The 25,110-nt window shown below is 66.5% G+C and carries 21 protein-coding genes; 8 read left to right on the forward strand and 13 right to left on the reverse strand.

Annotation, left to right across the window (positions count from 1 at the left end; translation table 11 throughout):
- The first annotated feature begins 62 nt into the window (after positions 1-62).
- Positions 63-953: a LysR family transcriptional regulator gene (locus tag U5809_RS29990; RefSeq protein ID WP_322089149.1), complete on the forward strand. Its 891-nt coding sequence runs from the start codon at positions 63-65 to the stop codon at positions 951-953.
- 166 nt (positions 954-1,119) lie between these two features.
- Positions 1,120-2,037 (forward strand): AraC family transcriptional regulator, encoded by a 918-nt coding sequence (locus tag U5809_RS29995; protein WP_322089150.1) that lies wholly within the window; start codon positions 1,120-1,122, stop codon positions 2,035-2,037.
- On the opposite strand, the gene U5809_RS30000 is transcribed toward U5809_RS29995, so the two are convergent.
- The 5 genes from U5809_RS30000 to U5809_RS30020 all read right to left on the reverse strand — a co-directional run bounded on the left by U5809_RS30000 (position 2,000) and on the right by U5809_RS30020 (position 7,837).
- Positions 2,000-3,520, reverse strand: a complete 1,521-nt coding sequence (locus U5809_RS30000) for a hypothetical protein (protein ID WP_322089151.1) — start codon at positions 3,518-3,520, stop codon at positions 2,000-2,002. The genes U5809_RS29995 and U5809_RS30000 overlap by 38 nt on opposite strands.
- Before the next feature lie 16 nt (positions 3,521-3,536).
- On the reverse strand, positions 3,537-4,961 hold the full coding sequence (locus tag U5809_RS30005) for a DUF6765 family protein (RefSeq protein WP_322089152.1): 1,425 nt from the start codon (positions 4,959-4,961) through the stop codon (positions 3,537-3,539).
- Positions 4,871-6,505 carry a hypothetical protein gene (locus U5809_RS30010; protein ID WP_322089153.1) on the reverse strand — a complete coding sequence of 545 codons (1,635 nt, stop codon included), beginning with the start codon at positions 6,503-6,505 and terminating at the stop codon, positions 4,871-4,873. Before U5809_RS30010 ends, U5809_RS30005 begins: the two co-directional genes overlap by 91 nt.
- Before the next feature lie 46 nt (positions 6,506-6,551).
- Positions 6,552-6,977 carry a hypothetical protein gene (locus U5809_RS30015; protein ID WP_322089154.1) on the reverse strand — a complete coding sequence of 142 codons (426 nt, stop codon included), beginning with the start codon at positions 6,975-6,977 and terminating at the stop codon, positions 6,552-6,554.
- A 428-nt stretch (positions 6,978-7,405) separates the two neighbouring features.
- The gene (locus U5809_RS30020; RefSeq protein WP_322089155.1) at positions 7,406-7,837 is read right to left on the reverse strand and encodes a Tautomerase enzyme; all 432 of its coding nucleotides are present in this window, start codon (positions 7,835-7,837) and stop codon (positions 7,406-7,408) included.
- Positions 7,838-7,964: 127 nt separating this feature from the next.
- Between U5809_RS30020 and U5809_RS30025 the strand changes: the two genes are divergently transcribed.
- Positions 7,965-8,561, forward strand: coding sequence for a TetR/AcrR family transcriptional regulator (locus U5809_RS30025; protein ID WP_322089156.1), 597 nt, complete (start codon positions 7,965-7,967; stop codon positions 8,559-8,561).
- Positions 8,562-8,665: 104 nt separating this feature from the next.
- Here U5809_RS30025 and opcM read toward each other — a convergent pair whose 3' ends face one another.
- From opcM to U5809_RS30045, 4 genes are read right to left on the reverse strand one after another with little or no spacing between them, the layout of a single operon-like run.
- Positions 8,666-10,201, reverse strand: coding sequence for a multidrug efflux transporter outer membrane subunit OpcM (gene opcM, locus U5809_RS30030; RefSeq protein WP_322089157.1), 1,536 nt, complete (start codon positions 10,199-10,201; stop codon positions 8,666-8,668).
- A gap of 10 nt (positions 10,202-10,211) precedes the next feature.
- Positions 10,212-13,397 carry a multidrug efflux RND transporter permease subunit CeoB gene (gene ceoB / locus U5809_RS30035; protein ID WP_322089158.1) on the reverse strand — a complete coding sequence of 1,062 codons (3,186 nt, stop codon included), beginning with the start codon at positions 13,395-13,397 and terminating at the stop codon, positions 10,212-10,214.
- Between the two features lie 45 nt (positions 13,398-13,442).
- Positions 13,443-14,660, reverse strand: coding sequence for a multidrug efflux RND transporter periplasmic adaptor subunit CeoA (ceoA, locus tag U5809_RS30040; protein ID WP_322089159.1), 1,218 nt, complete (start codon positions 14,658-14,660; stop codon positions 13,443-13,445).
- A gap of 34 nt (positions 14,661-14,694) precedes the next feature.
- Positions 14,695-15,555, reverse strand: a complete 861-nt coding sequence (locus U5809_RS30045; RefSeq protein ID WP_322089160.1) for an alpha/beta hydrolase — start codon at positions 15,553-15,555, stop codon at positions 14,695-14,697.
- Between the two features lie 481 nt (positions 15,556-16,036).
- Here U5809_RS30045 and ceoR point away from each other — a divergent pair, with 481 nt between their 5' ends.
- Together ceoR and U5809_RS30055 are read left to right on the forward strand one after the other, a co-directional pair.
- Entirely contained in the window at positions 16,037-17,041 is a 1,005-nt protein-coding gene (gene ceoR, locus U5809_RS30050; RefSeq protein WP_322089161.1) for a putative multidrug efflux transcriptional regulator CeoR, read from the forward strand.
- A gap of 416 nt (positions 17,042-17,457) precedes the next feature.
- The gene (locus tag U5809_RS30055) at positions 17,458-17,751 is read left to right on the forward strand and encodes a DUF4148 domain-containing protein (RefSeq protein WP_322089162.1); all 294 of its coding nucleotides are present in this window, start codon (positions 17,458-17,460) and stop codon (positions 17,749-17,751) included.
- Positions 17,752-17,959: 208 nt separating this feature from the next.
- Here the strand turns inward: U5809_RS30055 and U5809_RS30060 are convergent, their stop codons facing one another.
- The 3 genes from U5809_RS30060 to selD all read right to left on the reverse strand — a co-directional run bounded on the left by U5809_RS30060 (position 17,960) and on the right by selD (position 20,997).
- Positions 17,960-19,039 carry a purine nucleoside permease gene (locus U5809_RS30060; RefSeq protein ID WP_322089163.1) on the reverse strand — a complete coding sequence of 360 codons (1,080 nt, stop codon included), beginning with the start codon at positions 19,037-19,039 and terminating at the stop codon, positions 17,960-17,962.
- Between the two features lie 230 nt (positions 19,040-19,269).
- Positions 19,270-19,860, reverse strand: coding sequence for a LysE family translocator (locus U5809_RS30065; RefSeq protein WP_322089164.1), 591 nt, complete (start codon positions 19,858-19,860; stop codon positions 19,270-19,272).
- 72 nt (positions 19,861-19,932) lie between these two features.
- Positions 19,933-20,997, reverse strand: coding sequence for a selenide, water dikinase SelD (selD, locus tag U5809_RS30070; RefSeq protein WP_322089165.1), 1,065 nt, complete (start codon positions 20,995-20,997; stop codon positions 19,933-19,935).
- 115 nt (positions 20,998-21,112) lie between these two features.
- Between selD and U5809_RS30075 the strand changes: the two genes are divergently transcribed.
- Positions 21,113-21,949, forward strand: coding sequence for a DMT family transporter (locus U5809_RS30075; RefSeq protein WP_322089166.1), 837 nt, complete (start codon positions 21,113-21,115; stop codon positions 21,947-21,949).
- 32 nt (positions 21,950-21,981) lie between these two features.
- Here U5809_RS30075 and U5809_RS30080 read toward each other — a convergent pair whose 3' ends face one another.
- Complete coding sequence (locus U5809_RS30080; RefSeq protein WP_322089167.1) at positions 21,982-23,085, reverse strand: porin; 1,104 nt, start codon at positions 23,083-23,085, stop codon at positions 21,982-21,984.
- Positions 23,086-23,435: 350 nt separating this feature from the next.
- Here U5809_RS30080 and U5809_RS30085 point away from each other — a divergent pair, with 350 nt between their 5' ends.
- Together U5809_RS30085 and U5809_RS30090 are read left to right on the forward strand one after the other, a co-directional pair.
- The gene (locus U5809_RS30085) at positions 23,436-24,335 is read left to right on the forward strand and encodes an N-formylglutamate amidohydrolase (RefSeq protein ID WP_322089168.1); all 900 of its coding nucleotides are present in this window, start codon (positions 23,436-23,438) and stop codon (positions 24,333-24,335) included.
- Positions 24,332-25,105, forward strand: coding sequence for an IclR family transcriptional regulator (locus tag U5809_RS30090; protein WP_282508428.1), 774 nt, complete (start codon positions 24,332-24,334; stop codon positions 25,103-25,105). Before U5809_RS30085 ends, U5809_RS30090 begins: the two co-directional genes overlap by 4 nt.
- The last annotated feature ends 5 nt before the right edge of the window (positions 25,106-25,110 follow it).

Here is a 25,110-nt window from a genome sequence, read left to right on the forward strand (position 1 = left end):
ATCAGCGGGCCCCCGTCCGCAAAAGTCAGGTCCTTTCAATTTTTCTGACAGGAGGCCCGTGCATGCTGACCAGCGACCACATCGACATGCTGCTGACCGTCATCGACAAAGGCTCGTTCTCGGCCGCGGCCCGAGCGCTCGGCCGCACGCCGTCGGCGATCAGCATGGCGATCGCGAACCTCGAGGCCGAACTCGACCTCGTGCTGTTCGATCGCGGCACGCGAGAACCGACACCGACCGCCGCGATGGCCGCGCTGCTGCCCGACGCACGCGCGATCGCCGAACGGCTGCATGCACTGCGTGCGCATGCGCAGCATTTGTCGGAAGGCGTCGAAGATACGTTGCGGCTCGGGCTCGCGGCCGAACTCGACGGTGCGCCGGTCGCCCGTGCGCTGACGGCCGTGGCCGCGAAATATCCGGCGCTCGCGATCAGCATCGTCACGGCGCCGCAGGACGCGATCGTCGACGCGCTGCATCGTTCGGCCGTCGATCTGTGCGTCGCATACGGCGGGCTCGACCTGCATCCGCAGGAACAGATTCATGCGCTGTGGACCGAAACACTCGTCGCCGTCGCCGCGCCGAGCCATCCGGCCATCGCCGAATGCGCGCAACCCGAGGCGATCGAGCGGCTGTCGGGGTTCCGGCAGATCGTGATCGCCGATCCCGAACGGCCGCTGACCGACGTACGGCCGTTGATCGGCAACCGCACCTGGAAAGTGACCGACATGGCGACCGCGATCGCGCTCGTGAAGGCCGGGCATGGCTGGGCGAACTTGCCGGAATCGATGATCGGCCGCTACGTCGCCGACGGCGAACTCGCGCCGCTCGTGTTCGCGAACATCCGCAACGGGCTGCCGTTGCCCGTCTATCTGCGCCGCCAGAAGCACACGGGGCTCGGCAAGGCGGCGAGCGAACTGGTGCGCGCGCTGCGGGCGGCCGCCGACCAGCCCTAGCCCCACACATCAGGCTCGACCACACACCTCGTGGCCAGGTAAGAATCGAGTAAGCATCGCGGCCTACAGTGAGTTCGTTCAAGCGACACGGCGGCCGCATCGGCCGCACTCCAGCTGTCGCTCACCAGATCAGACGAAAGGAGAACGCGTGGTCAGCCGGCCAGCCATGAGGGATGTCTGCGCGATTGCGCCGAACGGAAGCCGCGTCAGTTGGCAGCCGCCGCAGAAGTGGAAAAGGCAGCCCGTTGCGCCTTCGTTCGCCGCGGTCTCGATCGAGCACTACATTGCCGGCGCCACGGAAGTCATCGATCTGGAAACGACCGGCCCGATCCTCGGCATGTACCTGCAGGCACCGACAACGCTCGAGTTGCGAACGAACGGCGGCCGGTGGGCGCCGACCCGCATCCGTGGGCCGCTGGCCTATGTGCCGCCCGGATTTTCGTGTTCCGGCCGATGGTCCGACGAAATCGAGTGGATCACGGTCCACTTCGACCCGTCATGGTTGTCGCGGACAGGCCTGCAGAGCGACGTCTGGTTTGCGTCGGCGGCGCTCCGGATGGACGTGATCGACGACCTGCTCACGCAGATCGTCCGCAGCCTCCATGAAGACGCCGTCGCGGGGATGCCGCAGGGTCCGACCTATGCGGAAGCGCTCGGATCCGCCGCGTTGCACCGCATGCTGCACCTGGAGTCGCGGCCGCAAGCGAAGCAGTATGCGCATGCCGGCATGATGCGCAGGGCCGGCGAGTACATCCGCGACAACTTCCAGGGCCCGCTGACGCTGATGACGGTGGCCGATGCCGTCGGCTACCCGGGCGATCTCTATTCGTTCATCCGGAGTTTCAAGAAGGCCAACGGGCTGACACCGCACCAATACATCATCGAGAGCCGCCTGCAGGCGGCGCGCGCCCTGATCGAGCGCGGACAATGCGACATCACGGAAGCCGCGCTCGACTGCGGCTTCTCGTCGGCCAGCCACTTTTCGGCGACGTTCCGCAAACGGTGGGGCGTGTCGCCATCCGAGCTCAAGCCGCGATCCGCGATCGTTATGCCAGAGGAAGCGAGAGAATCCACAGGCCGCTGATCGTCAATGCGATCGTCAGGACCAGAAGCGGCAGCTGTCCGACGATCGCCGTGCCAGCGGGATGGCCGCGCCTGATGGCGATCGCGTGAGTCAGCATCACGCTCAGGATGTGCCCGGCGAGAATCAGCAGCACCTGCGCATGCCAGATGTATCCGACGTTGATGAGCGCTTGCGCCGCCGATACCTGATCGTCAAGGGCCGCCACCGGCAACAGCTTCCAGCCGAGCCCGAGCGGATCGGACACGAGCCGGAGGACCTGCCGCCCCTGATCCCAGAACAGCGTGAAGTAATGGCAGACGTTGTAGAAGAACGCGATCGGCAGCAGTATCAGGCAGAACTGCCGCGAGAATGACGCGCCGCCCGACGATGACCGCGCGCTGATCGCGCCGAGCGTGCAGCAACCGCGGAACAGCAGGTAATACGCGACGCCGATGGCCGCGAATGCGAGCCATTGCCACGCCAGCAGAATCTCCGCGGAATACGCGTAGTTTTTCCCGAGCGACGGAAGCAGATCGATGATGTGCGGATAGACGCTGCGCCAGAAGAACGTGTTCCACGGGGCCGTATCGTGCAACCCGTCGTAGGCCGTCGACGACAGCATGAACGACAGAAAGGCGACGATGCTGGTGTCCGCCGGTGCGTCGCGCGACATGTCCGCGATCGGGTTCCTCGGTTCGACGATCGCGTGACGGCGCTCGCCCCGACGCCACTTCAGCGGCGACAGCTTCGCGCATAGCCTGCACAGCAGGCCGAACGTATCGAAGCAGGCGAGCCATCGCTCGCGCCCGAAGCAGAAGGCACCGATCAGCGCATACGCGACATACGCGACGAGGAACAGGCTGACGTCTCGCGGCCGCCCCGCCCCGAACAGTTCCAGCGCGATGAGCGCGACGTAGCCGCCCAGCGCGGGCCACGATGCGAGGCGTTGCGGATAGCGATAGCGCCCGCGCTCCAGGACGGGGAAACAACGCGCGGCGATTCGCAACAGCAGCGCGAACGGATTGGTGAACCCATAAACGTCGCCCAGTATCGCGCTGACATACAGCGAGCCCAGATAGAACCAGATCCAGAAGCCTGACATCGCGAGATTCAGGAACGGGTTCGCGGTTCCCGCCATGCCCGCGACGATCACGAGCGCGACGAACGCCGCACTCGCGACTTGCCCGGCGCTCACGAGCGAAGCCGGGATGCGCAGCGCTGCGTTCCATGTTCCCGATCGCCCTGCCGAATCGGGCGCATGCGTACCCGATGCGAACGCCAGGATCATGAACGACACCATCAGCGTGCCCGTGGCGGCATACGCATAGAGCCACAACGGCACCGGCAGGTAGTACGGAATATTCCACGCGTGGGCGCTCGCCGCAGTCGGCATGCACGCGACAAACCACGCGAGCCATGCGGTCGGCCATCCCTTTCCGTGCCGCGCGGGGGCTTCGAGGCGGCCGCTCGCGTGGGCCGATTCATGCGCGCTATCGTCAGGCATTTCAACGTCTTCCCGCTTAGTAGTCCGCAGACGAGACCCATCCCGTCACCTTCCAGCCGGCTCCATCGCGCTTCTCCGACACGATCCCCACGGTGTCGTACGGTGCGTCGAGCAACTTGATCAGTGCGACGGCGCGCGGACTGCCATCGCTCGAACGCGGTAGCGGAAACACCAGGAAAGGCAGGACGGGAGACGGCTTGTCGCCCTCCACGATCAGTGGCAGCACGGCGTCATTCAATGACTGGAACACCTCGAACGATGCGCCGCCACGTGCCGATGCGAAAGAACGTGCCGCCGAATGCGACGTTCCCTCGATGGCCAGATAACCGCCATGATCCCTCGACCGCCATCCGACGAGCGCGTCGACCAGCGTATCGTCGGGCTTGTTCCCGCGCCCGACCGAAAGAGCCGGCAGCCAGCGCCTGTCGACCGGCGATGTCGTGACCCAGTCGTTGAAGAAGCGCGTGTAGAAGTCGATGAGATCCTTGTCGACGCCAGCCTGCGTCGTCGGTGGCAACGGCGCCGGCAGGTCGCGCCGACCGTGCCATCGGACAGCTTTCCACGCGGGCCCGTCCGGCAGGCTGATGCCGTCGAGAAACGACGTATCCGCGACGCCGTTCGCGATGAACCAGTCCGACTTGGCCCGTTTCGTTCGTGCATCGACAAAGACCGGAAGCCGTTGCCGGACCTGATCCCAGGGAGCCGCCTGCCGGGCTGCATCGCCTATCTTCGGATACCTGATCATCTGCAAATAGGTTGCCTTCGCCATCTCTTCCACGTCGGCGGGCCGGCGCCAGGTCAGATCCGCTGCGTGGCTCGATGGTGCGCCTTGATCGAGCGGCGCGGCCATCGCCAGACCGCCATCGCATTCGATTCCGTCGCGGCGCCAGTCCGGCACCGAAGGCGTGCCGCGATGGGCCCACGAATCCTGCCACGCATGAAGCGCGCGGCCGAATTCGCCGAGCATGAACGCGGCCTTGCCACCGGCGGCCTTGCCGAGCGCCGTGTCGACTTGCGCCAGTGCGGCCGGCCCGCCGGGCACGACGGCCCTGGCCTGCGCGTCGGCCGGCACCTTGCGCCCGCCCGGATAGTGGCGCGCCTGGGCATCGTCGGCATCCGGGACGAAGCGCGACAGGCACGCGTACTGCAGCGGCGACGTCATGTACTCGATCGACCCCGCATCGATGCGCTGATCGGCGAGCGCCATGGCCTCGGCGTCGCGCGGCGCGAAGCCGGCCTGCCGCGCGAGCCACAGCGTGAGGCCAAAGTGCACGTCGGCTTCGAAACCGGCACACGTCAGCGGCATCGCGAGCGCAGTCGCGCAGACCAGCAGGCAACGGCGGAGGTGCGTCAATTGCCGATCTCCGTCGCCTTCGTGCTTTCGGGGAACGGCCAGCTGCCGCTCTCGAACGACAGGACGAGCATGCCGTTGTCCTGGCACGCCGTGGTCAGCAGATGGCGGTCGAAGTCGAAATCGAGGCGCGACGCGCACCAGTCCGGCCCGCCCGCGCGGTACTGGCCGAACATCAGATGTGCCGAGCCGGCCCCCGGCGACTTCGCGGAAGCCGGGTTGTAGTAGGCGATTTCCTTGGGCTTCGCCGGGTCGCGAATGTCGAACACGCGAATGCCGGAGTTGAAGTAGCTGCACGCAAGCGCGGTCGCGTTCTGCCGGTTGTCGACGCTGCAGTAGTGCGCGCCGTACGTGAACGTGGTCAGGCCCGCGATATCGGGAATGACCTTGCTGCAGTTCGCGATCGCGTGCGTTTCGAGCCGGAGTTCCGACACCAGCTTCGGCGTGGCTTCGTTGGACATGTCGTAGATATGCCCCATCGGGAACGGCGCCACGCCGGCATTGCATGCAGCCTTGACGGCCGTGGCGCCGGGATCCTGCAGGCCGCCTGCCCCGCCTTCATCGACTTCGATCAGATACGGTTTCCCCGCCACGGCGAACGAGATCGTATGTTGTGCAATGCTGCCGTCCCGCACGGGCACCGTCGCGATCCGGTGCATTTGCGCGTTGGGGCGCCGGCTCTGTACTTCGCTGGTATCGACGACGAAGAAACCGTTGTCGCCGGTCGCGTTCGCGTCGTTCAGCGGCGGCGCACCCATGCCGATGGCCGTGCCGCCGTTGCCCGACGCGACGAAGTACGCGCGGGTTCCGCCCTGGCTCACCGACAGGCCGTGCGAAATGTTACCCATGCCCAGATCCGCCACGCTGATGGCGGAGATCATCTTCGGCCGGGTCGGCACGGTCAGGTCGATTGCGTAATAGGCTTTCGTGAAGGCGCCGCCGACGTAATAAGTCAGCCCGTCCGGCGAAAATCCGCCTTCGTGGCCGAGCGGCTTGGTGGCCGGCACGATGCCGCCGTCCGCGCCGGTGCCGACGGGCACGCTGGCCAGCAGTTGCGGCCGTGTGCAATCCGAAGCAATGTCGTACAGGTCGATCTCGGGGCCGCCACCCCCGCCGAGCCCGTTGTCGGCGGCCAGGATCCCGCGCGCGACGTTCACGCGCAGCGACTCCCACGGATCGATCATCGACGTGGACGTCAGCGAACTCACGCGCACCGGCTGCGCCGGGTTGGTGATGTCGATCACCGGCACGCCGGGGTTCACGCGCGGCGGTGCGTCGGGATTGTTGAACAGCGCATTGGCGCCCATCGTCGCGTGATAGAAGCAGGTCTGGCCCTTCTTGTCCGTGTAGGTGGCGGCCGACCACGACGCGCCTTCGCCCTGCACCTGGCTGACGCGCTTCAGGTTGCAGTTGAAGCCACCGAATCCGGCCTGCCGAAGCGCGGCCGGCACCTGCCCTTGCAGCGCGGTCTCGGGCGTATCGCCCGGGCTGCAGCTCGGCACGCGCGGCACGACATAGTCGGCCACCGATACGTTGGATGAAGCCGCCGGCGTGTCGTCGGCTTCTCCGCCGCAGCCGGCCAGCACGAACATGCCCAGCGACAGCGCGATCGCTGCGCGAATCGGGAATTGCATCGTTGTCTCCTTCCGTCTTGTTTGTCGTAATGGAATTGCGTTACGGTCACGGCCCGGGATAGATTTCGATCACGGCGACTTCGATCGGGTCGCCTGTGCGGGTGTGGAAATGCAGCGAGAAACGCCCGGTGATACCGACCGGGAAAATGTCCAGCGACTGCGCACGCCCGGACGCGCACGCCGCAAACGCACCCGGTATTTCATGCGCCATCAGCACGCCGTCTTCCTGCGCATGCACGTCGAGATGCACGGGCACGCCTTCACGGATCGCGATCACGGGCCGCTCCCACGGCGCCCTGTCGCGGTCCACGTAGACGGAGAAATGCTGCCGCTCCGGCAGCGCCGGTGAGGCTCGCGACACGTGCCGCGCGACGCCATAGGCCAGCAGCAGCGTCAACGCAATCGCGATCCATGCCGGCGCCCGGCTTCGCCGCAGCGGGCGCCCTGCCTCGATGCTCGTGCTTCGTTCCATCAGCGTTCGCGCCACACGTCGTGGCTCCGTCAGGCCGCCCGTCAATCGGGCGGATTCGATATCGATGGATGGTAGGGATCGGTGCCGCGGTGAGATATCGGCTTATTGCGGACTGTCGAGAAATTGCGTACCGAGTAACCCCAGTAGCGGCGGCGGATGAAGGGCCGCGCCGAGGTCGTTTCGGTGGGTGGCGGGTGGCGGGTGGCGGGAAAGGAAACAGGAATCTGCCGGGACGTGTCTCCCGGGGATCGCATCGATGCCGGCGACAGGCTGTCTGCCGACTGAACGCAGGGTGCTGTAACGCGGCCAACGAACCAGGGCACACGCAGCAACGCGCGGCCGGTTGCAGGCAGCGACAGATAACCGGTGCGGCGGCGGTCGCCGCCGCACCGCCGGTCGATGCCATATGGCTTGACCGTTAGTTGCGATTAATGCGAACCAGCCGCCGCACTCTGGATCGAATCGACGAGCGACGCGTTGTCGTACCGTCGCCCGGCAATGCCCCATCCGCCATCGACGGCATGCACGACGTTCACCCACACTTGCGCCGGCGTCAGCCGCCCACCCGCTCGATGCAGCACGATCTCGGTCGCCCGTTCGACGAATTGCCGCTGCTTGTCGGGCGCCGCGAGCGCCACGGCAGGCAACTTCAGCTCGACGAACGCGGCGGGCTCCGCGCGGCCCTGCACGAAGGTCCTGTTTCGCGGCAGCACGTTGAGCGTACCCACCACGTTCGGCGCCAGGAACCCGTTCCCGGTCAATCCTTCGACGTCCAGCAGCGCATCGGTCAGCTCGGCAAACACCGGCCCCTCGTCGTCCGCCTTGAAAACCCCTTCGGATACTGTCAGCGTAATCGGCATCGCACTTTCTCCAGGTCAGGTCATCGGATTCGTGACGTGATATAAATATCAGTCACTCTCTATACATTAGACACTGATCGCTCTCTATGCAAGCGATAAAGAGCGATCGCTCTGAAGCGAGTCTGTCATGCGTTATTCCGTCGAGCACAAGCACGAAACCCGCGCGCGCATTCTCGAAGCCGCGAGCCGCCTGTTCCGCCAGGAGGGCTATGGCGGCTCCGGCATCGGTCCGCTGACGAAGGCGGCGGGCGTCACCAACGGCGCGTTCTACGGGCATTTCAAGACGAAGGGCGAAGCGTTCCGCCAGGTCGTCCTTGATGGCCTCGACCAGCTTCGGCAAGGCGTCGCGACGTTCAAGGCCGAGCACGGCGCGCGCTGGCGGCGCCCGTTCGTGTCGTTCTACCTCGGGCCGCGGCGCACCTGCGCACTCGGCGAGAGCTGTGCACTGCCGAGCCTGTCGCCCGAAGTGATGCGCGCCGACGACGACACGCGCGACGCCTATGAGCAGGCGCTGCGGCAGATCGTCGACGACGTGTCGGCCGGGCTCGGCGACACACCCGACGACGACCGCGCGATCGCATTTCTCGCGCTGCTGTCGGGCGGCGTCACGCTCGCGCGCGCGGTGCGCGATCCCGAACTGGCGCAGCGCATCGCCGATGCGGTCGGCCGCTACGCGGTCGTGATCGCCGAACGCACGGACGTGAAGCCCCGGGAGCAGCCATGACGAGCACGAGCGGCCAATAAAAAACCCCGATCCGCGTTGCCACGGACCGGGGTTCTTCTCTTCAGTCAGCTACCGGCTTGAACGGCCCTTGGCGGGCCGCTGCTTCAACGCGCGGCGACCTCCGCCTTGACGGACGCCGCATCGCCGACCGCCGCCGGCGCCGCGCCCCACCCGCCGCCGAGCGCGCGGATCAGGTTGACGGTCGACACGGCCTGCGCGCCAGTGAGCTGGTTCGCCTGCAGTTGCGACTGCAGCACCGAGCGCTCGCTGTCGATCACGTCGAGATAGGCGACTTCGCCTTCCTGGTACTGCGTGCGCGACAGCGTCGCCGCACGGCGCGACGCGTTGACGGCCGCGTCCTGTGCGCGGATCTGGTCGTCGAGCAGGCGCAGGTCCGAGAGATTGTCCTCGACCTCGCGGAACGCGACGAGCACCTGCTGCCGGTAGTTCGCGACCTGCTCGTCGTACTGCGCGCGCGCCTGCTGCACGCCGGCCGCACGGCGCCCGCCGTCGAACAGCGGCAGCGTCAGCGCGGTGCCCGCGAACGGCCCGAGCAGGAACGTGCGGCTCGACCACATGAACAGGCTGCCGAGCGTCGACGCTTCATAACCGAACGCCCCCGTGATATCGAGCTTCGGGAAGTACGCGGACTTCGCAAGGCCGATCCGCGCGTTCGCGGCCGCCATCGCGCGCTCGGCCGCCGACACGTCCGGACGGCGCTCGAGCAGCGCGGACGGCAGGCCCGGCGGAATCTTCACCGCGACCGGCACGATCGGCGTTTCCTTGAACCCGAAATCCGCCGGCGCCTTGCCGAGCAGGATCGCGAGCGCATGCTCGGACGCCGCACGCCGGCGCGCGACGCCGACCGCATCGGCCTGCGCACTGGCCAGCTCGTTCTTCGCGCGCGACACGTCGAGCTCGCTGATGTCGCCTTCGTTGAAGCGGCGCTGCACGAGCTTCAGTGCCTGCTCGCGCAGCTCCACCGTGCGGCGGTACAGATCCTGGTCGGAATCGAGCTGACGCAGTTCGAAGTAGTTCTGCGCGACGTCCGCCTGCAGCGCGAGCTGCACCGAACGGAACAGCGCTTCGCTCTGTGCCTGGTCGGCGCGCGACGCCTCGACGTTGCGGCCGACGCGGCCGAACAGGTCGGCTTCGTACGACACCGTGCCCTGCGCGCGCCACAGCGTCGCGTTGGTCGGGCCCGTGCCTTGCGGCTGGAACTGCGACGCCGACGACAGCCCTTCGCGCGTCGGCCCGAATCCTGCGCCGATCTGCGGGAACCATTGTGAACGCGCCGAACGCGTCGCCGCACGCGCTTCCTCGACACGCGCGGCCGCGGCCTTCAGGTTCTGGTTCGCGGCGAGCGCCTGGGTCTCGAGCGAATCGAGCACCGGGTCGCCGAACACCTTCCACCATTCGCCGCGGTGTTCGCCGTCCGCCGGCTCGGCCGTCTTCCACGTGCCGGCCTGCTCGCCGGCGGCGAGCGTCGGCGCTTCCTTGAACGCGGCGGGCGCCGCGGCATCCGGACGCTTGTAGTCGGGGCCCACCGCGCAAGCGGCGAGCAGCGTCGCGAGCAGGGTGCTCGCGGCCGCCACCTTCGCGAAGCGCATCAGGCCGTTCGTGTTGTGCAAGTCAGTCATTTTCTTGTCCTCAAGCATCGGGAGCCGGCACGCCATAACCCGCCGAATCCTTGCCGGCGACGTGGATCTTGCCGCCTGCCAGCGTGCGCAGCACGACGTAGAACACCGGCGTCAGCATCAGCCCGAACAGCGTCACGCCGAGCATCCCGAAGAACACCGCGACACCCATCGCATGGCGCATTTCCGAACCGGCCCCCGTCGACGTGACGAGCGGCACGACACCCATGATGAAGGCGATCGACGTCATCAGGATCGGGCGCAGCCGCAGCCGGCTCGCCTCGATCGCGGCCTCGAACGGCGTCCTGCCGTCGTGTTCGAGCTCGCGTGCGAACTCGACGATCAGGATCGCGTTCTTCGCCGACAGCCCCACCAGCACCATCAAGCCGATCTGCGTGAAGATGTTGTTGTCGCCCTGCGTGAGCCACACGCCCGTCAGCGCCGACAGAATGCTCATCGGCACGATCAGGATCACCGCGAGCGGCAGCGTCAGGCTTTCATACAGCGCCGCGAGCACGAGGAACACGAGCAGCACGCTGATCGGGAACACATACATCGCCGAATCGCCTGCAAGAATCTGCTGGTACGTGAGGTCGGTCCACTCGAACCGCACGCCGCGCGGCAGCGTTTCATGCGCGATGCGCTCGACCGCGGCCTGCGCCTGACCCGACGAGAAGCCCGGTGCCGGGCCGCCGTTGATGTCGGCCGCCGTGTAGCCGTTGTAGCGCACGACCATTTCCGGGCCGAACGTCGGCGTCACCGTGACGAGCGACGACAGCGGCACCATCTCGCCCTTGTCGTTGCGCGTCTTCAGCTGCAGGATGTCGTCCGCGCGCTGACGGAACGGCGCATCGGCCTGCACGCGCACCTGGTACACACGCCCGAAGCGGTTGAAGTCGTTCACGTACAGCGAGCCGAGATACACCTGCATCGTGTTGAACACGTCGGTCACCGGCACGCCGAGCTGCTTCGCCTTCACGCGATCGAGATCGACGTTGAGCTGCGGCACGTTGATCTGGTAGCTCGTGAACAGCGGGCCGAGTTCAGGCGCCTGCTGCGCACGCTTGATGAAGTCGTTGGTCGCATCCGCGAGCCGCGCATAGCCGACCGCGCCGCGATCCTCGATCTGCATCTTGAACCCGCCGAGCGTACCGAGGCCCAGCACCGGCGGCGGCGGGAACACCGCGACGAACGAGTCCTTGATCGCGCCGTACTGCTGGTTCAGCGCACCCGCGATCGCGCCCGCCGACAACGCCTTGCCATGCCGTTCCGAGAACGGCTTCAGCGTGACGAACACGATGCCCGCGCTCGAGCTGTTGGTGAAGCCGTTCACCGACAGCCCCGGGAACGCCACCGCGCTCTCGACGCCCGGCTGCTTCAGCGCGATCGAGCCCATGTCGCGGATCACCTTCTCGGTACGGTCGAGCGACGCGCCGTTCGGCAACTGCGCGAACGCGATCAGGTATTCCTTGTCCTGCGCGGGCACGAAGCCGCCCGGCACGACCTTCGACACGAGCACGGTCGCGCCCACCAGCACGAGGTACACGGCGAGCATCGCCGTCTTGCGCGACAGCACGCCGCGCACGCCGCGGCCGTAGTTCTCCGCGCCGCGATGGAACACCTTGTTGAAGCCGCGGAAGAACCCGCCGAGCACGCGGTTCATCACGCGCGTGAGCCAGTCTTCCTTCTCGCCATGCCCCTTCAGCAGGATCGCGGACAGTGCCGGCGACAGCGTCAGCGAGTTGAACGCCGAGATCACCGTCGAGATCGCGATGGTCATCGCGAACTGCTTGTAGAACTGGCCGGTCAGGCCCGACATGAATGCCAGCGGCACGAACACGGCGACGAGCGTCAGCGCGATCGCGATGATCGGCCCGCTCACTTCCTGCATCGCCTTGTAGGTCGCCTGCCGCGCGTTCATCCCGCTCTCGATGTTCCGCTCGACGTTCTCGACGACGACGATCGCATCGTCGACCACGATCCCGATCGCGAGCACCATCCCGAACAATGACAACGCATTGATCGAATACCCGAACGCCAGCAGCAGCGAGAAGGTACCGATGATCGATACCGGCACCGCGATCAGCGGAATCAGCGACGCGCGCCAGGTCTGCAGGAACACGATCACGACGATCACGACCAGCGCGATCGCTTCGAGCAGCGTGTGCACGACGGCCTTGATCGACGAGCGCACGAACTGCGTCGGGTCATAGACGATCTTGTAGTCGACGCCCGCCGGCATGTCCTGCTTCAGCTCGGCCATCGTCTTGCGCACTTCGTCCGAGATCTGCAGCGAGTTCGCGCCCGGCGACTGGTTGATCGCCATCGCGACGGCCGGCTTGTTGTCGAGCAGCGAGCGCAGCCCGTATTCGGATGCATCGAGCTCGATCCGCGCGATGTCGCGCAGGCGCGTGACGCCGCCGTCCGGCGTCGTCTTCACGACGATGTCGCCGAATTCGTCTTCCGTCTGCAGACGGCCGCGCGCGTTCACCGACAGCTGCAGCGGCGTGCCGGGCAGCGACGGCGATGCGCCGATCACGCCGGCCGCGACCTGTACGTTCTGCTCGCGGATCGACTGCACGACGTCCTCGGCCGACAGCCCGCGCTGCGCGACCTTCTGCGGGTCGAGCCACACGCGCATCGCGTAGTCGCCCGAACCCCACAGCTGCACCTGGCCGACGCCCTGGATCCGCGACAGGCGATCCTTCACGTTGATCAGCGCGTAGTTGCGCAGGTAGGTCATGTCATAGCGGTTGTCCGGCGAGATCAGGTGGACCACCATCGTCAGCGTCGGCGAGCTCTTCACCGTCGTGATGCCGAGCCGCTGCACGTCTTCCGGCAAGCGCGGCAGCGCCTGGTTCACGCGGTTCTGCACGAGCTGCGTGGCCTTGTCCGGATCGGTGCCGAGCTTGAACGTGACGGTGATCGTCATGTTGCCGTCGCTGTTCGCCTGCGACTGCATGTAGAGCATGTCCTCGACGCCGTTGATCTGCTCTTCAAGCGGCGACGCGACCGTCTCGGCGATCACTTTCGGGTTCGCGCCCGGGTACTGCGCCTTCACGATCACGGAAGGCGGCACGACTTCGGGATATTCCGAAATCGGCAACAGGAACATCGCGATCACTCCGCCGAGCAGGATGATCACCGATAGGACTCCTGCGAAGATCGGCCGGTCGATAAAGAATTTGGAAATGTTCATGTGTGGCTCTGTCTGGTTGAACGCGGATGCGAAGCGGCGGGCCGCTTACGAATCCGCCTTCGCCGGTGCGGCCGGCTTCGCGTTGTTCGCGAGCGGCGCGGACGGCGCATCGCCGCCCGTCATCGGGACCATGTGCGGCTTCACCTGTTCGCCGGGGCGCACGCGCTGCGTACCGTTCACGACCACGCGGTCGCCTGCCGCAAGGCCGCTCACGATCACGCGCCGGTTGCCGTGCTGCATCCCCTGCTGCACTTCGCGGTACGACACGCGGCCTTGCTGGTCGACGACGAACACGAACTTCTTGTCCTGGTCGGTGTTGATCGCCGCATCGTCGACGAGCAATGCCTCGTGCGGCGCGCTGCCGCCCACCTTCACGCGTGCGTACAGGCCCGGGACGAGCGCACCGTCCGCATTGTCGAAGCGTGCGCGCACGCGGATCGTGCCAGACGACGTGTCGAGCCGGTTGTCGACCGAATCGATCTCGCCGCTGCGCGAGTAGCCGGTTTCGTTCGCGAGGCCGAGCTCGACCGGCACCTTGCGACCGCTGCGCGCGCCGTTGATGTATTGCAGGTAGGTCTGTTCGTCCGCGTCGAACGATGCGTAGATCGGCGACACCGACACCAGCGTGGTGAGCGGCGCGGCCGACGCGCCGGCCGACACGACGTTGCCGAGCGTGATTTCCGCGCGCGACACGCGGCCCGACACGGGCGCGGTGATCCGCGTATAGCCGAGGTTGATGCGCGCCGTTTCCAGCGCGGCGTCGGCGGCCTTCAGGTTCGCCGCCGCCTCACGCGCCGCGTTCTGCTTCTCGTCGTAGTCCCGCTTCGCGATCGCGTTGTCGCCGATCAGGCGCTGCGCGCGCTGCCAGTCCGTCTGCGCATAGCCGCTGCGCGCCTGCGCGGCGGCAAGCTGGGCGGCCGCGCGGTCGGTTTCGGCCTGGTACGGGCGCGGATCGATCACGAACAGCACGTCGCCCTTCTTCACGAGCGCGCCGTCCTTGAAATTCACCGCGACGATCGTGCCCGATACCTGCGGGCGCACGTCGACTTTCTCGACCGCTTCGAGGCGGCCCGAATAACTTTGCCAGTCGGTCACGGTCTGCGGCACGACGGTCGCGACGTCGACTTCAGGCAGCGGCGCGGCCGATTTCTCGGGCGCGTTTGCGTTGACGCGCATCGCGCCGAACGTGCCGAGGCCGACGACGGCGAGCGTCACGATCGCCGCCGTGGCGATTCGCGAGCGGGAGGTGCGTAGGATGGCCATGTGGATCTCCAGTAAACGTGGATTGGTTTTTTGGTTATTCGGAACGGTTCGGCTGGCGCGCCTGGAAGCGGCACTGGAAGAAGCGCACGGCTTCCTCGAAGGCGCCTTCGTGCGTCGAGAGCGCGGCGTGCGTGATGTCCGGATAGCGGATCACCTGCGTGAGCACGCCCGACGAGATCAGGCAGCTCGCATATTTCTCCGCTTCGACGTGCAGCACGTCGTTCTGCGCGGTGACGACGAGCGTCGGCGGCAGGCCTGCCAGGCGCACCGATTCAAGCGGCGCCGCGTACGGGTGCATGCGCTGCGCGGCCTGCGGCAGATACGCGCGATAACAGGCCGCGCATTCGCGCGCGGTGATGTCGGATGCGAGACGTTCAGCGTCGCCGATGCGCGTCATGCTCGGGTCGAGCATCGGCCCGAACAGCGCCTGCGCGGCGATCGACACTTCACCGCGGTCACGTGCGATGAATGCCAGGCAGTTCGCGAGCTGGCCGCCCGCGTCGTGGCCCGCGACCCCGATCTTCTTCGGGTTGCCGCCGAATGCGCGGGCACGCGTCGCGGCCCACACGGCCGCGCGATACGCATCCTCCGGCGCGGCCGGAAAAGGAAAGGCCGGCGCGAGCGAATAATCGACCGACACTACGAGAGCTGGTAAGCGTTCTGCTAAAAAACGCGCGGCGAAATCCGCGTCTTCGAGCGAACCGCGGACAAAGCCGCCGCCGTGGAAATAAAGCACTACTGGCAACCCGGTCTTGTCCGGGCGGCGGTAGAGGCGCAGCACGATGTCCTGCGCGTAGCCGGGAATTTCCACTTCGGCGACCGTCAGCGCCGCGCCTGCCAAGGCTTGCGCGGGCAGCGCGGCTTTCAGGAATTTGCTGAATTCAGAAGCGTCCATGACGATGCAGCATCCATTTCGAGATGGAACGAATTCTGGGTCCGGCAGACATTGGGATAAATGCCTATAATCCGGCAACACAATTCAACGCCCCCGAACAATCCGAGGCTGCGCTTACCCACGAGGTGGCGCAGCCTCTTTGTTCCGGGGGCACAAGGGTCTGCTTGTATATGGAACGCACATGCGAATGCCCGAAATCGCTCGTAGGGCAAGAAGTGAGGAGCGCCGTTTGGCCGAGCCAAACAAGCGACGAGCGACGCCGCCATACGGGCGATTTCGGGCATTCCCGTGACAGGAATTTCTTAATTTGGGGTTGCCACGAGAACGGCCGCTCGCCGCGTTGCACTCCTTGCGAATACGTCGGTATTCGCGGCGTCCCACGGGGACTTCCGTTGGTCGTCGCGCGCCTCGCGAGCGGCCGTTCTCGTGGCAACGCATGCGCGTTCCATATACAAGCAGACCCTAGATTGCGGAGGTTGTGATGGACCGGCTTCAGGCCATGCAGGTGTTTACTCGCGTCGTCGATACAAGCAGCTTCACCAAGGCAGCAGAAACGCTCAGCTTGCCGCGGGCGTCCGTCACGACGATCATCCAGAATCTCGAAGCTTTCCTCGGCGTGCGATTGATGCACCGGACCACGCGCCGGCTGTCGCTCACGCCGGACGGCGCCGCGTACTACGAACGATGCGTGCGGATCCTCGCGGACGTCGAGGAAACCGAAGCAAGCTTCCAGGCCAACAACCGGAAGCCGCACGGAAAGTTGCGTATCGACATGCCCGGTTCGATCGGGCGGCTGCTCGTGATTCCGTCGCTGTGCGAATTTCATACGCGCTATCCGGACATCGACCTGCAGCTCGGCCTGTCCGACCGGCCGGTCGACCTGCTGCAGGAAGGCGTCGACTGCGTGATCCGCGTCGGCGCGCTGCAGGATTCGTCGCTCGTCGCGCGCCGCGTCGGCCTGTTCGAATGCGTGACGGTCGCATCGCCCGACTACCTCGAGCGCCACGGCGAACCGCAGACGATCGACGACCTGAGCCAGCACAAGGCCGTCAACTACTTCTCGAGCCGCACCGGCCGCACGATCGACTGGACGTTCCTGACCGACGGCAAGGAAGTCGAGATGAAAATGGACAGCATCGTGTCGGTGAACGATGCGGATGCGTACGTGACCTGCGGGATCGAAGGCTTCGGGCTGATCCAGCCGCCGCTGTTCATGGTGCTGCCGCACCTGCGCGAAGGCCGGCTCAAGGAAGTGCTGCCCGGCATCAAGCCGCTGCCGATGCCGATCTCGGTCGTGTATCCGCACAGCCGCCACCTGTCGCCGAAGGTGCGCGTGTTCGTCGACTGGGTGGCCGAAGTGTTCGACCGTTGCCCGCTGCTGAGCGGCAAGGGCAGCCTAGACGCGACGTGCAGCAAGCGTACGTTCGAGGAAGCCGAACGCGCGCCGGCGCTCGACACGCCGGTCATCAACGAGTGGGTCGCATAATCGTCTGAACTGCGCGCGCGGGCCGCCAGGCTCGCGCGTCGTCCCGCCGCCTCACCGTCTCCTCGCCCGCCTTCAAGCCGCCATTCCGCGCGGCGCAGCCGATCCTTCCCGATTTCGCAGCAAACCTTTGTGTCGCGAGCAGCAATCGCCCGCGTGCATCGTTGCGCGTGGCCGCCGCATCCACGCGAGCCCCGCTGCACGGGGCTGCCGGCGATTTCCGTATAACCCTGCCGTTCGTGCGGATGTCGATTGTTCCTTTGCGACGACAAATCAATTCGCGTCTGCCGCATTTATCGCGACGGAACAGATACCTAGAGTAAACCCTGTCGCGCACCTCGTTGCGCATCGAACAGATCCCGCTTGATGGGACCGGAGTAAGCGCTCAGCCGCCAGCTCCGAAATATAGGAGTTACGCCATGAACCGCCGCAACCTTCTCTCCGCCCTCGCCCTCACGCTCGCCATGTCCGCACCGGCCTTCGCCGATTCGGCCACGCCGCATGCCGGCGACTACGGCAACACGTCGTGGTACTCGCAGCACTACGGCCCGCGCACGCGCGCCGAAGTAAACGCGGAAGTCGAGCAAGCGCGCAAGGACGGCACGCTCGCGTACCTGCGCAAGGCGACTTCGTATCCGCAAGGGCTCGAACTCGCGCAAGGCCCGTATCGCTCGATGCAGGAAAGCAACCAGCTCGCCGGCGGAGGCCGGTAAACGCGCAACGCCGCGCAGCGGGTTGCCCCGTGCGCGGCGTCGCGACACACCTATCGACGACTCGCTGAGTCAGTTAGTTGCAGGAGAACATCATGAACGACCAACTTCCTTCGCCGCTCGATCACTGGGACGACACCACGCCGGTCTGGACGCCTTTCCGTTCGACCCCGCACTCGCATTGACCACCGGCTGAGCCGTCGCCCGGCCCTCACCGGCGCGGCACGCCGTCGCGCCATTCGCCCCAGTGCGTCACAATGTCCTGAACGAGCGGATTGCCCGCGCGGTACAGGTTTTCGGTCGCCGGGGCGAAGCCGCCCTGATCCGCGTAGTTCAGCAGATTGTCGGCACTCGTCTGGCCCGCATACGGCCGGTCGAAATCGGAACCCGTCCGCAGCACCGCGACGCGCGACAGGTCGACCCGCTTCACGCTCGCCGCGCGCTTGAGCGCTTCGTACGTCGCGTTGTCTTCCTGCGCGGTCATGCAGTACGTCCCCTTGCCGTCGGTCAGAATCTTCGTCCACTGACGCGCGCGCTCGCCGATCAGCGTGCCCGAGAACCACGTGTTGCCCGATGACGTGTCGCACTGGATCACCGTCGGCGGCCGGTTCGCCGGCGCATACGTGAACTTCGCGCGCGCGGCCTGCGCCTGCGCGCTGTCGGCGAGCACGACATTGCGCGACAGCGCGACCGCGGCGTCGGTCAGCTGCGGGTTGAGCTGGAACACTTCGGTGCGATAGTCGAGCGGCGGCTTGTCGTTCGGGCTCTTCGTGTTGATGCCGAGAAAGCCCGTATTCCAGCCGGCCGGAATCTCGCGTGCATCGAGCTCCCACTGCAAGCTGAAATCGACGAGGTATTTCGACCATGCGGCGGACCCGATCGTGCCTTGCGCGGGGTCGACGCCCGCGATGCCGGAGACCAGGAAATACGTGCGGCGCAGATCGAAGCGTTGCGAGAACGTGAGCGCCATGATCGTCGCCGACGCGTTCGCATAACCCATGCCGGTCGTCACGACGCACACGTCCTGCTTGTTGCAATGAACGTTCGGGTAGTCGGGCGACAGGCCCGGCACGGCGATGTCACGCCACGGGCCGAGCCGGTCGAGCCACGCCTGGCCCTCCGGACCGAACATCGTGATGATCATGACCTTGACCGGGCGGCCCTGTGCACCGGTCTCGGCGAATGCATTGTTGCCCGCGTTGTTGCCCTGATTGTCCTGCGCGATCGACGGCGCGGTCGCACAGGCGGCGAGCGAAAATGCAGCGGCGGAAAGAATGGAGCGAGTCAGCATCGGCGTTCCTTGTTTCGATGATGTTGGGTGAGAACGGCTGTCGGAGACTGCGCGAGGGAGTATAGAACGGGCGTACGCGATGCGGAACCCGACTACGAAACGGCTAGCGGTGTTTCGTGCGAATGGACGTGCGTTGCGTGACGGAATTCGCGCGTTCGCCACTGCATTGCAAACATCAGGAATACTATCGGGTTGGTCGCCACGTGCGACGTCGGCCACCTCGCGCCATGCTATACGCGCACCAGCCCCGCGACGCCGTAACCGAGCACGACGAGTGCGGCAAGCACATGGCTCGCCGCGAGCCACCCGGGCGACTTCACGAAACGACCGATCGCGCTGCCGCCGAACGCAAACACGAGCTGCCCCGTGAGGCTGCCCGCAAACACGCACGCAGCACCGATCAGCCAATGGCGGTGCGCACCGGCGGCAGCCGTTGCATAGCCATAGAACAGCAGGATGGTCAGCGGGTTCGCGAGCGTGACGAGGAACATCGACATGAACGGGCGAGCGCCCGGCGGCGGTGCGTCGCCGTCGAGCGTGCGCCGGCGGTCCCGCAACGCCTGCCACAGCATCCGCGCGCCCATCGCGAGCAACACGAGCGCACCGACGATACGGAACAGCGCCAGATGCGCCGCGAGCGTGCTCGTGAGCATCGCGCCGATCGTGAACGCGACGACTGCATAGCAGCCGTCCGCCGCGGCAACGCCGATTGCCGCGCGAACGCCGGTCGCCGTGCCGGCACGCATGCCGTAGTTCGCGATCATCAGCGCGACGGGCCCGACCGACAGCGCGATCATCAGCCCGAACAGAAAGTCATTCATCGGTCGTCGATGCCTTCGAGGGAAGGCACCGATTCTAGCGACGTCAAAACGATCCGGTGAATGAAGTGGGCGTCAGGCGACGTCGACGCGTGCGGGGCCGTCCACCATCTCGCCGATCACGACCGCGCGGTCGAAACCGTCCGCGCGGAAGCACGCGAGCACTTCATCGACGGCCTCGGGTGCGCACGCAACCAGCAGGCCGCCCGACGTCTGCGGATCGGTCAGCAACGCCTGCGCGACGGGCGGCAGGCCGTCGGCGAGCCGCACGTCGGTGCCGTATGCGGCCCAGTTGCGGCCCGATGCACCGGTGAACACGCCGTCGGTGACGAATGCCTCGACGCCGGCGAGCCACGGCAGCGACGCATAGTGCACGCGCGCGGTCAGCTGCGCACCGCGCGCCAGTTCGAGCGTATGGCCGAGCAGCCCGAAGCCCGTGACATCGGTCAGCGCATGCACGCCCGGCAGCGCGGCCAGCTCGGCGCCCGGCCGGTTCAGCTTGGTGGTCGTCGCGACCATCTGCGCGTAACCGTCGGCGTCGAGCTGGTTCTTCTTCAGCGCGGCCGACAGCACGCCGACGCCGAGCGGCTTGCCGAGCACGAGCACGTCGCCGGCGCGCGCGGCCGCATTGCGCTTCACACGCGACGGATGCACGACGCCGATCGCCGCGAGCCCGTAGATCGGCTCGACCGAATCGATCGAATGGCCGCCCGCGACCGGAATGCCGGCGTCCGCGCACACCGATTCGCCGCCGCGCAGCACGGCCGCGATCGTCTCGTGCGGCAGCACGTTGATCGGCATGCCGACCAGCGCGAGCGCAAGGATCGGCTTGCCGCCCATCGCATACACGTCGGACAGCGCGTTGGTCGCCGCGATGCGGCCGAAGTCGAACGGATCGTCGACGATCGGCATGAAAAAATCGGTGGTGGCGACGATCGCCTGCTCGTCGTTGAGCCGGTAGACGGCCGCGTCGTCGGACGTCTCGGTGCCGACCAGCAGGTCCGGGAACAGCGCGGGCGGCGTCGCGCGCTTCAGCAGCTCGGACAGCACGCCCGGCGCGATCTTGCAGCCGCAGCCGCCCCCGTGCGACAGGCTCGTGAGGCGCGGAACGGCAGGCTGGGCTTGGGTGGCTTCGGTCATCGTCGGCATCCGTTGAATAACAACGTTCTATTATCGACAATTCCGCGCGAGCGCGCCGGATACCCACATAATTGGCGGCGCTGCCTTCTCCCCGCCCCCGTCCACACCCTCGCTCATGGATCACCTGTTCATCGGCCTCGTGCTGTGCTCCGCGCTGCTGCACGCCGTCTGGAATGCCTTCCTCCACGTCAGCGAAGACCGGCTCGTGCAGCTCGGCACGATGTCGCTGCCGTATCTCGTATTCGGCGTCGCCGGCGCCGCGCTGCTGCCCGCGCCGGCGCCCGCCGCGTGGCCGTACATCGCCGCGTCGGCCGCGCTCGAGGTCGCGTACTGCTTCACGCTGGCGCGTGCGTACCGCAGCGGCGAGTTCGGGCAGATCTATCCGATCGCGCGCGGGATCTCGCCGCTGCTCGTGTCGGTGCTCGCGTTCGCCTTCCTCCACGAACAGCCGACACCGTTCGGCTTCGCGGGCATCGTGCTCGTGTCGTTCGGGATCATGTCGCTCGCGCTGCGGCGCGGCTTCCGGTTCTCCGGCGAAGGCGTGCCGTATGCGCTGCTCACGGGCGTGTTCATCGCCGCCTATTCGATCTGCGACGGGATCGGCTCGCGCATGTCCGGCAGCGCACTCGGCTACATCGCGTGGGTGTACCTGCTGTGGAGCGTGCCGCAGCTCGTGCTCGTCTGTATGCTGCGCGGCGGCCCGCGCGCGGTGCTCGGCTCGCGCACCGCGCTCACGCAAGGTGCGATCGCCGGCACGATCTCGCTCGCCGCCTACGGGATCGTGATCGTCGCGTACCGGCACCTGCCGGTCGCGACCGTGTCGGCGCTGCGCGAAACCAGCTCGATCTTCGCGGTCGCGATCGGCTGGTTCGTGATGCGCGAGCGACCCGGCGCGCAGCGGCTCGCCGCGTGCGCGCTGGTGGTCGCGGGCGCGGCGCTGATCCGGCTCTAAGCGGCGCGCCCGGCCCGCGGCCTGCCGCCGCGTCAGAACTTGTGGCGGATGCCCGTCACCGCGACGATCTGCGTACGCGTGCTCGACGGGTTCGAGATCCCTTCGATCGCGGCCACCGCGTTCGACGACGCGCGCTGGTAGAACGCATTCACGTAGACGTCGGTGCGCTTCGACAGGAAATACTGCGCGCCGACGCTCGTCTGCAGGTAATGCGAGCTCGGCTTCGGCCCCTGCGACGCAAGCACCTGCGTATAGGTTTCGCCGAGCGCGAACTGCAGCGCGGGCGTCATCAGGTAGCGCACGCTGCCCTCGTAGTTGTTGAAGCGCATTGCGCCGCCCGTCTGCAGGTTGAACAGCGAGCTCGTGTACAGCAGGCCGAACGTCGCGGCTCCCCACGCATACGCGCCGCCCGCGCCCCAGATCTGCTGACGCGTCACGCCCTTGATGAACGTGTAGTAGTTGTCGGACGCCGCCGCGCCAGTCGTGTCGAGCGCCGGGTGATCGACGCGCACGTACGCCGCACCGAGTTGCAGCGGCCCGTTCTCGTAGCTCGCGCCGAGGCTCCACACGCGGTTTTCCGCGAACGACGTCGAATTCGAGAAGCCGTACAGGCCGACCGCGCGCAGCCCGTACCACGTGGGCGTCTGGTACTGCACCGAGTTGTTGGTGCGGAACGTGTTGTTCAGGTCGTCGGTGTCGAACGGATGCAGCGCGTACTGCGTGAGCGCGGTGGTCGCACCGATCTGCAGCGGCTCCAGCACTTCCTGCGCCGCGTTGTACTGGCGGCCCATCGTCAGCGTGCCCCAGCGGTCGTTTTCCAGCCCCACATACGCGCGGCGCCCGAACAGCCGGCCGCCCTGGCTCGCGGCGCCGCTCTCGATGTTGAAGCCGTTCTCGAGCCGGAACACCGCGCGCGTGCCGCCGCCGAGATCCTCCTTGCCGAGCAGTCCGAAGCGCGTGCCCTGCTCGTTGCCGCCAGTCGCCTGCCACGCGGCGTGACCGTTCTGGTTGTTCGTGTACGTGATCCCCGAATCGACCACACCGTACAGCGTCACGCTCGATTGCGCCTGCGCATGTGTCGCGCCTGCCGCCATTGCGATACCCGCCAGCGCGACCGCCATCCCTTTCTGCTTCATCTCCGACCCCTTTTTGTCGACTGAATATGGGGAGCGATTTATTTCGCCCATGACGTGTTTTATTGAATAAAACATCGTCTTATTAATTGTTGAATTCGGCGATTTTAAGCGTCAAGCGATGACAAAAATCACCCGGATGAGCTCAAACGCCTTCGATCGACAGGCGTTTCGAAGAATGAAACAAGCCCAATATCTACGGGATTTACAGGCTTATCTCAACGCGTAATGCCGGCATTGAAAAAAGCCCTTGACCACAATTTTCTGCCGTTGTGAAATATTGATACGCTGTTTTAATGATTAAAACAAACGAGCGAGACGCTTCGAGAAACTAGGTAAAGAACCTGATCCCCATGGTGACGTTTAATTGCAACAACGCGACCGCCGGCGCATCGCCCGCGTATTTCATCGCGCAGCCGACGGCACCCGCGCTGCCGATCGTCGTCGATTCGCCGCACAGCGGCATCACGTATCCGCCCGACTTCGCGACCGTCGCGCCGGACGACGCGATCCGCACGACGTGGGACGCCTACATCGATGAACTGTGGGCCGGCACCCCCGCGCGCGGCGGCACGCTGCTCGCCGCGACGTTCCCGCGCGCCTACATCGATCCGAACCGCGCGGAAACCGACATCGACGAAACGCTGCTCGCCGAGCCGTGGCCCGCGCCGCTTGCGCCGCAGCCGTACACGCAGCGCGGCATGGGACTGATCCGGCGCGACGCATTGCCCGGCGTGCCGCTGTACGACCGCAAGCTGTCGCTCGCGGAAGTACGCCACCGGATCGACGCGTACTACCTGCCGTACCGCCACGCGCTGGCCGGCATCGCCGAGCCGCTGCATGCCGCGCATGGCGCGCTGTGGCACATCGACTGCCATTCGATGAAGTCGCGCGGCAACGCGATGAACGTCGATGCGGGTGCGCTGCGGCCGGACGTCGTCGTCAGCGACCGGCGCGGCACGACCGCCGACCCGGCCTTCACCGCGTGGACCGCGCAATGGTTCGCCGACGCCGGCTATCGCGTGCAGGTCAACGACCCATACCAGGGTGGCGACCTGCTGACCGCGCTCGCCGACCCGGCGCGGCAGCGCCACAGCATCCAGATCGAATTCAACCGTGCGCTGTACATGGACGAGGCCGCATTCGCGAAACATGCGGGCTTCGCCGCGCTGAAGCGCTCGGTAGACGCGTATCTCGACGCGCTCGCCGATTACGTCCGCGCGCGCATCGCAGCACAGGGAGATACCGCATGACGACCTACATCGTCGATGCCGTCGACAGCGCGCTGAAGCTGCTGACCTACGTGGCCGAGCACCCGAACCTCGGCGTGACCGAGCTGGCGTCGCAACTCGGCATCAACAAGTCGCGCACGTACCGGATGCTGTGCACGCTCGAACTGCACCGCTTCGTCGTGCAGGACGCACGCACGTCCACCTATGCGCTCGGCCCGCAGGCGTTCGTGATCGGCGTGGCCGCGTCGCAGCAGAACGCGCTCGTGCGCGCCGCGCACCGGCACATGCTCGCGCTCAACCAGGCGATCAACGAAACGATCGTGCTGCGCGTGCGCGAAGGGCTCGAATCGGTGTGCGTCGCGCGTTGCGAAACCACGCACGCGGTGCGCACCGTCGGCTCGGTCGGCAACCGCCGGCCGATCAATTTCGGCGCATCGGGCAAGGTGCTGCTCGCGTTCGCGCCGGATGCCGTGCGCGACGAATATCTCGCGCAGCTGCGCCGCAACGGGCTGGCCGACGATCCGGCGAAACTCGCCGGCGAACTCGACGCGGTCGCGCGCAAGGGCTACGCGGTCAGCAGCGGCGAGGTGACGCCCGGCGCGGTCGGCATCGCGGTGCCGGTGCGCGACCTGACGGGCGCGACGGTTGCGTCGGTCAGCGTGACGGGCCCCGAGGTGCGCGTGAGCCACGCCGACATCCCCGACTATCTCGAACGCCTGCAAGCGTGCAGCCACGCGATTTCCGCCGAACTCGGCTACGTCCCGGCGCGCGCCGCGCTGCAACCGGCCTGACGGCC

Origin of the sequence: Burkholderia sp. BCC1999 (assembly GCF_905339975.1) — a bacterium.
GTDB lineage: Bacteria > Pseudomonadota > Gammaproteobacteria > Burkholderiales > Burkholderiaceae > Burkholderia.

Coding starts and splice junctions, on each gene's coding strand:
- U5809_RS29990 (WP_322089149.1), top strand. CDS start 63: ATGCTGACCAGCGACCACATCGACATGCTGCTGACCGTCATCGACAAA.
- U5809_RS29995 (WP_322089150.1), top strand. CDS start 1,120: ATGAGGGATGTCTGCGCGATTGCGCCGAACGGAAGCCGCGTCAGTTGG.
- U5809_RS30000 (WP_322089151.1), bottom strand. CDS start 3,520: ATGCCTGACGATAGCGCGCATGAATCGGCCCACGCGAGCGGCCGCCTC.
- U5809_RS30010 (WP_322089153.1), bottom strand. CDS start 6,505: ATGCAATTCCCGATTCGCGCAGCGATCGCGCTGTCGCTGGGCATGTTC.
- U5809_RS30015 (WP_322089154.1), bottom strand. CDS start 6,977: ATGGAACGAAGCACGAGCATCGAGGCAGGGCGCCCGCTGCGGCGAAGC.
- U5809_RS30020 (WP_322089155.1), bottom strand. CDS start 7,837: ATGCCGATTACGCTGACAGTATCCGAAGGGGTTTTCAAGGCGGACGAC.
- U5809_RS30025 (WP_322089156.1), top strand. CDS start 7,965: ATGCGTTATTCCGTCGAGCACAAGCACGAAACCCGCGCGCGCATTCTC.
- opcM (WP_322089157.1), bottom strand. CDS start 10,201: ATGACTGACTTGCACAACACGAACGGCCTGATGCGCTTCGCGAAGGTG.
- ceoB (WP_322089158.1), bottom strand. CDS start 13,397: ATGAACATTTCCAAATTCTTTATCGACCGGCCGATCTTCGCAGGAGTC.
- ceoA (WP_322089159.1), bottom strand. CDS start 14,660: ATGGCCATCCTACGCACCTCCCGCTCGCGAATCGCCACGGCGGCGATC.
- U5809_RS30045 (WP_322089160.1), bottom strand. CDS start 15,555: ATGGACGCTTCTGAATTCAGCAAATTCCTGAAAGCCGCGCTGCCCGCG.
- ceoR (WP_322089161.1), top strand. CDS start 16,037: ATGGACCGGCTTCAGGCCATGCAGGTGTTTACTCGCGTCGTCGATACA.
- U5809_RS30055 (WP_322089162.1), top strand. CDS start 17,458: ATGAACCGCCGCAACCTTCTCTCCGCCCTCGCCCTCACGCTCGCCATG.
- U5809_RS30060 (WP_322089163.1), bottom strand. CDS start 19,039: ATGCTGACTCGCTCCATTCTTTCCGCCGCTGCATTTTCGCTCGCCGCC.
- U5809_RS30065 (WP_322089164.1), bottom strand. CDS start 19,860: ATGAATGACTTTCTGTTCGGGCTGATGATCGCGCTGTCGGTCGGGCCC.
- selD (WP_322089165.1), bottom strand. CDS start 20,997: ATGACCGAAGCCACCCAAGCCCAGCCTGCCGTTCCGCGCCTCACGAGC.
- U5809_RS30075 (WP_322089166.1), top strand. CDS start 21,113: ATGGATCACCTGTTCATCGGCCTCGTGCTGTGCTCCGCGCTGCTGCAC.
- U5809_RS30080 (WP_322089167.1), bottom strand. CDS start 23,085: ATGAAGCAGAAAGGGATGGCGGTCGCGCTGGCGGGTATCGCAATGGCG.
- U5809_RS30085 (WP_322089168.1), top strand. CDS start 23,436: ATGGTGACGTTTAATTGCAACAACGCGACCGCCGGCGCATCGCCCGCG.
- U5809_RS30090 (WP_282508428.1), top strand. CDS start 24,332: ATGACGACCTACATCGTCGATGCCGTCGACAGCGCGCTGAAGCTGCTG.